5 protein-coding genes are annotated in these 6462 nt (G+C 72.3%); 4 read left to right on the top strand and 1 reads right to left on the bottom strand.

The window, feature by feature from the left end; all coding sequences use genetic code 11:
• Positions 1-1505, top strand: a 1505-nt coding sequence (locus BMY40_RS27265; protein WP_093663447.1) for an acyl-CoA carboxylase subunit beta, incomplete at its 5' end; no start/stop codon positions are given.
• 20 nt (positions 1506-1525) lie between these two features.
• A complete protein-coding gene (locus tag BMY40_RS27260; protein WP_245770358.1) occupies positions 1526-1762 on the top strand; it encodes an acyl-CoA carboxylase subunit epsilon in 237 nt (78 codons plus the stop codon).
• 131 nt (positions 1763-1893) lie between these two features.
• Here BMY40_RS27260 and BMY40_RS27255 read toward each other — a convergent pair whose 3' ends face one another.
• Positions 1894-2085 carry a hypothetical protein gene (locus BMY40_RS27255; protein WP_093663446.1) on the bottom strand — a complete coding sequence of 64 codons (192 nt, stop codon included), beginning with the start codon at positions 2083-2085 and terminating at the stop codon, positions 1894-1896.
• A 556-nt stretch (positions 2086-2641) separates the two neighbouring features.
• On the opposite strand from BMY40_RS27255, the gene BMY40_RS27250 reads away from it, so the two are divergent.
• Positions 2642-6097 (top strand): sensor histidine kinase, encoded by a 3456-nt coding sequence (locus BMY40_RS27250; RefSeq protein ID WP_093663445.1) that lies wholly within the window; start codon positions 2642-2644, stop codon positions 6095-6097.
• 9 nt (positions 6098-6106) lie between these two features.
• The coding region (locus BMY40_RS27245) for a roadblock/LC7 domain-containing protein (RefSeq protein WP_093663448.1) at positions 6107-6462 on the top strand (356 nt) is incomplete at its 3' end.

Genomic DNA, 6462 nt, shown 5'->3' with positions numbered 1-6462 from the left:
AGGTCCGGCGAGGCCCGAGCGAGCGGGCCACCGAGGCTCAGCACGCCAAGGGCAAGCTGACCGCGCGTGAGCGGATCGAACTGCTGCTGGACGAGGGGTCGTTCCAGGAGGTGGAGCCGCTGCGGCGGCACCGCGCCACCGGTTTCGGCCTGGAGGACCGCAGGCCGTACACCGACGGGGTGGTCACCGGCTGGGGGACGGTCGAGGGCCGTACCGTCTTCGTCTACGCCCACGACTTCCGCATCTTCGGCGGGGCGCTGGGCGAGGCCCACGCGCAGAAGATCCACAAGATCATGGACATGGCCATCGCGGCCGGTGCGCCGCTGGTCTCCCTCAACGACGGGGCCGGCGCCCGCATCCAGGAGGGCGTGGTGGCGCTGGCCGGCTACGGCGGGATCTTCCAGCGCAACACCAAGGCGTCCGGGGTGATCCCGCAGATCTCGGTGATGCTGGGTCCGTGCGCGGGCGGGGCGGCCTACTCCCCGGCACTGACGGACTTCGTGTTCATGGTCCGCGAGACCTCGCAGATGTTCATCACCGGACCCGACGTGGTCCAGGCCGTCACCGGCGCGCAGGTGAGCCAGAACGGGCTGGGCGGGGCGGACGTGCACGCCGCGACCTCCGGGGTGGCGCACTTCGCCTACGACGACGAGGCCACCTGCCTGGAGGAGGTCCGCTACCTGCTGTCCCTGCTGCCGTCCAACAACCGGGAGAACCCGCCGCGCACCGAGTGCGCCGACCCGGCCGGCCGGCGCAGCGAGGTGCTGTACGACCTGGTGCCGGCCGACGGCAACCGCCCCTACGACATGCGGGCGGTGATCGAGGAGATCGTCGACGACGGCGAGATGCTGGAGGTCCACGAGCGCTGGGCCACCAACATCATCTGCGCGCTGGCCCGGCTGGACGGCCAGGTGGTGGGCGTGGTGGCCAACCAGCCCCAGCATTTGGCCGGGGTGCTGGACATCCACGCCTCCGAGAAGGCCGCCCGCTTCGTGCAGATGTGCGACGCGTTCAACATCCCCATCGTCACCCTGCTGGACGTGCCCGGCTTCCTGCCGGGGGTGGACCAGGAGCACGGCGGGATCATCCGGCACGGGGCGAAGCTGCTGTACGCGTACTGCAACGCCACCGTGCCGCGGATCTCGCTGGTGCTGCGCAAGGCCTACGGGGGTGCGTACATCGTGATGGACTCCCAGTCCATCGGCGCGGACCTGACCTATGCCTGGCCGACCAACGAGATCGCGGTGATGGGCGCCGAGGGCGCGGCGGGTGTGATCTTCCGGCGGCAGATCGCCGCCGCCGCCGATCCCGAGGCCACCCGGGCGGAGCTGGTCAAGGAGTACAAGGCCGAGTTGATGCACCCCTACTACGCGGCCGAGCGCGGTCTGGTCGACGACGTCATCGACCCCGCCGACACCCGTGGCGTCCTCATCGGCGCCCTGGCCATGCTCCGCACCAAGCACGCCGACCTGCCCGCCCGCAAGCACGGCAACCCGCCCCAGTGACACCTGTGAGGACCAGCCCTGTGAACGTTCCCGCCACTGCCACTGCCACTGCCACCGCCGTCACCGACGTGGTCCGTGTGGAGAAGGGCCACGCCAGCGACGAGGAACTCGCCGCGGTCACCGCCCTGCTCATGGCCCGCGCCGCCGCCCACCAGGCGGCCGGCCCGGCCGCCTCCCGTCCGCGCCGCAGCACCGCGCCCTGGCGCCGCCTGGAGCGCACCTCCGGCTTCCGGGCCCCCCACAGCTGGCAGGGCTGACCGGAGGCCGGGGAAGCGGGAGCGGAACCGGGGAACCGGCCGCCGAGGCCGCGCGAACCGTCCCCTGGCACAGCTCGGCCCCGTACGCCTCGGGCGTACGGGGCCGACGAGGTCCGTCGTCGCGGAGCCGGTCAGCCGACGGGGGCGTCCACCAGGACGGTCCGGCGCGGGTTGGCGGTCTGGGCCGGAAGGTTCCCGGCGCCCTCCCCGCTCTCCGCACCCTCGGCCGGGACGACCGGGACCAGTTCGTCGGCGTCCCTGAGGTGGGCCAGGGTGGTGCGCTGCGGGTTGGCAACACTGCGCGTGATCATCGTGGTCTTCACCGAGTCTGCCTCGTTCGCCTTCTTGTCGTTTACATGCCTTGTGTAAAGCTGAGCGTAAGGGGCCCCGTTCCCCCTCAGGGATGACCCGTATAACGATCCGCCTGTGATTTTACTCACGAAACGGCGGGCAAAAGCCGCACAACGGACCGTCAGGAGCGGCAGCCCAAACGGGCATAAGCCCCACGGGTGGGCGATCCGCCCTCTGGTGTCACTACCGGGGCAGTGGGCACTGTAGCGGCTCACGTGTGGCGTCAGCTGCCAAAAGTCCGTGATGCGCCGTATGCGCCTACACCCTCCGCCATGGAGTGTCTGCGTAGCGTCACGCATGTCACAGCCTTATCCACGGACCTTGTTGGAGATCCGGCACTGTGCTGGAATTCCACGGACCGCCGCAGGAGACGACCCGGCGCGCAAGGGGCGCACAGGAGCGCCGCGTGGCGGAGACTTGGGGGCGCGCCGGTCACTCACGACCGTCAGGGGGGTCCTTCGGGCCTTTCCGACTCGATACCGTTCCGCCGTTCGCGGGGGGACGCCTGGTCCAGAGGTTGCGACGCTAGTGCAGGGACGTTTCAAGAGGGATGGCAGCGCTGTGGGGGACCCGGAGCTGCGCGGTGCGACCGACCGCGGCTCCTCACCACAGCGCGCCCAGGAGAGCGGTGGCCGGGAGCAGGCCCTCGACGCCGACAAGGGCAAGCGCGCCAAGGCGCGACCGGACGGCGAGGCCGAGGGCGCCCCGAAGCCCAAGGAGCCCAGTGCGACGGGCTCCCGTCTCGCCCTGCGCAACTGGCGCATCAGCACCCGTCTGGTCTCGCTGCTGGCCCTTCCGGTCGTCACGGCCACCTCGCTGGGCGCGCTGAGCATCAACAACTCGCTCGCCGAGGTCGACCAGCTCGACAACATGAAGCTCCTCACGGAGATGACCGAGCGCGCCACCGAGCTGGCGACGGCGCTCCAGGAGGAGCGGGACCGCTCGGCCGGCCCCCTGACCGGCACCGGCAACCCCAAGGACGACGCGGTCGTCGGCCCCCGTGAGGAGACCGACCAGGTCAAGGCGGCGTTCTTCGACGCCACCCCCGCGCTCGAGGAGGCCGACACCGGGCTCCTCTCCGGCGTCCGCGCCACCATCACGGACATCACCCGGCAGCTGAACCGGCTCAAGAGCATCCGGGAGCGGGCGTACGACAACCCGGACAACATCTCGCAGACGGTCAACGACTACAACCAGCTGATCCAGTCGCTGCTGAGCCTGTCCCAGGACATGGCGCAGGCCACCAGCAACCCGGAGATGATCCAGAGCACCCGTGCGCTGGCCGCGTTCTCCTCCGCCAAGGAGTACGCCTCCATGCAGCGGGCGATCATCAGCGCCGGTCTGGCCCGCGAGGACGGCCCCAAGCTGTCGGACAACGACCACCTGTACATCAGGACCGCCTGGGAGAGCGAGAGCGCGGCCCGCAAGCGCTTCGACGACATCTACGGCAACAACGAGGCGGCCGAGCTCACCAAGCCGCTCGACGAGGGCATCGTCAACATCACCTCGGCCGACGAGTACGCCGAGCGCGTGGTGAAGGACCCCAAGGGCATCTCGCGCGAGAACCGCTCCTACCTGGACTGGTTCGACCAGGACCAGGTCAAGATCGAGCAGATGCGGAAGATCGAGGCCTCGCTGCTCACGCAGATGGACGAGCAGGCCCGTACGCTGCGGGCCGAGGCCCAGCAGTCGGCCCTCTTCAACGGCATCCTGGTGCTGCTGGTGCTCGGCATCTCGCTGGTCGGCGCGTTCGTCGTGGCCCGCTCCATGATCCGCTCGCTGCGCCGGCTGCAGGACACCGCGCAGGACGTGGCCCACCGCCGCCTGCCCGAGCTGGTCAAGCAGCTCTCCGAGGCCGACCCGCAGGACGTCGACACCTCCGTGGAGTCCGTCGGCGTCCACAGCCGCGACGAGATCGGCCGGGTGGCCGCGGCGTTCGACGACGTCCACCGCGAGGCGGTCCGCCTCGCCGCCGAGCAGGCGCTGCTGCGGGGGAACGTCAACGCGATGTTCACCAACCTCTCGCGCCGCAGCCAGGGTCTGATCCAGCGCCAGCTCTCGCTCATCTCCGAACTGGAGTCCCGCGAGGCCGACCCGGACCAGCTCTCCTCCCTGTTCAAGCTGGACCACCTTGCGACCCGTATGCGCCGCAACGGCGAGAACCTGCTGGTCCTCGCGGGCGAGGAGCCCGGCCGCCGCTGGACCCGCCCGGTGCCGCTGGTGGACGTGCTGCGCGCCGCCGCCTCCGAGGTGGAGCAGTACGAGCGCATCGAGCTGAACGCCGTTCCCACCACCGAGGTCGCCGGCCGGGTCGTCAACGACCTGGTGCACCTGCTGGCCGAGCTGCTGGAGAACGCCACCTCGTTCTCCTCGCCGCAGACCAAGGTCAGGGTCACCGGCCACGCGCTGCCCGACGGGCGGGTGCTGGTCGAGATCCACGACACCGGCATCGGGCTGTCGCCCGAGGACCTCGCGGCGATCAACGAGCGGCTCGCCAACCCCCCGACGGTCGACGTCTCGGTCTCCCGCCGCATGGGCCTGTTCGTGGTCGGCCGCCTGTCCCTGCGGCACGGCATCCGCATCCAGCTGCGCCCCTCCGACTCCGGCGGCACGACCGCGCTGGTCATGCTCCCGGTCGACGTCACCCAGCGCGGCGGCCAGCAGAACGGCCAGCAGAAGAAGCCCTCCGGCGACGGCGCCCAGGGCGCCGGTCCGTCCGCCACGCTGCGGCGCGAGCCGCAGGGCGGCGGTGCGCCGGCCGGTACCAGCAGGCTCGGCGCGCTGCCCACCCGCAACCAGGTCCAGGGCGGCTCCTCCTCGCGTGCCGCGCTCCCCGGCGGCCCTGCGGGCGGTCCCGCGGGCGGGGGCTTCGGCGCCCCCGGCCGTCCCGGCCCCGGACAGCAGTCCCGCCCCGGGCAGCCCGTCCGTCCCGCGGAGGGCGTCCCCGCCGGTGCCGCGGGCGCCTTCGGCCCCGGCGCGCGTCCCGAGCCCCGCACCGGCCAGCAGCCGCCGCAGCGGCGCGACGGCGTCTCCGCCGGCGAACTGCCCGCCGGATCGGGCGAACGGCGCCCCAGCTGGGCCGACGGCCGCGGCGATCGGGCGTCCGGCCGCTACGAGGCCCACGACGCGCCGCGCGGTCACGAGGAGGCGGAAAGCACCTCGGAGTTCGCCCGCCCGGGCGGCCCCGGCGCGTATCCGCAGCAGCCCGCCGGGCCCGGCGAGACCGCCCAGCTTCCGCGTGTGGAGCCGCAGGGCGGCCCGCGCGGTCCGCAGGACACCGGCCAGTACCCCCGGCCCCAGAGCCCGCAGCACACCGGCGAGTACGCCCTCCCGCGCGATCCCCAGGAGACCGGTCAGTACCCGGCCCCCCAGGGGCCGCAGGACACCGGCCAGTACGCCGTCCCCCGGCAGGGCGCCTCCAGCGCCCGCGAGTCCTCCGCCTACGAACTGCCCGGCAGCAGCCCGGCCGCGACGGGCTCGGACGAGCGCACGCCGATCTTCGAGTCGATGGAGTCGAGCTGGTTCAGCGCCCGGCAGGCCGCCCAGCAGGCTCCGGCGACCGCGTCGTCGGGCGAGTCCCCGTCGCCGGGAGCGTCCGGCCCGGCAGCCCCGCAGCGGTCCGAGAGGCCCGCCCGGCCGGCGCCCCAGCGGCAGTCCACCGGCGGATCCGGCGACGCCGGCGCCGGGTGGCAGGAGACCCCGAACGACGAGCGCTGGCGCCGGGCCGAACAGCTCCGCCAGCCCGCCGCCGGCGGGGTCACCACCTCCGGCCTGCCCCGCCGCGTGCCGCGCGCCAACCTTGTGGCGGGCACCGCGCAGCAGCGGCCGTCCACACCGACCGGCCCGCAGGTCTCGCGTGCGCCCGACGACGTACGCGGCCGGCTGACCAATCTCCGCCGGGGCATCCAGCAGGGCCGGCAGGCCGGAAGCGGCCAGGCCGGCGGCAGCCGCGGTACAGGCCCCACCTACCAGCAGGAGCGTTAGTTGAGTCCGATGAGCCAGGCGGCGCAGAATCTGAACTGGTTGATCACCAACTTCGTGGACAACACCCCGGGGGTGTCGCACACGGTGGTGGTCTCCGCCGACGGCCTCCTTCTGGCCATGTCCGAGGGGTTCCCGCGGGACCGTGCCGATCAGTTGGCGGCGGTCGCGTCGGGGCTGACCTCGCTGACCGCCGGTGCGTCGCGCATCTTCGAGGGGGGTGCGGTGAACCAGACGGTGGTGGAGATGGAGCGGGGGTTCCTCTTCATCATGTCGATCTCGGATGGTTCCTCGCTGGCGGTGCTGGCGCATCCGGAGGCGGACATCGGTCTGGTCGGGTACGAGATGGCCCTGCTGGTGGATCGCGC

Origin of the sequence: Streptomyces radiopugnans (assembly GCF_900110735.1) — a bacterium.
GTDB classification, from domain to species: Bacteria; Actinomycetota; Actinomycetes; order Streptomycetales; family Streptomycetaceae; genus Streptomyces; species Streptomyces radiopugnans.
The sequence above is the reverse complement of the archived record's forward strand: the minus strand, read 5'-3'. Positions and strand labels throughout refer to the sequence as shown.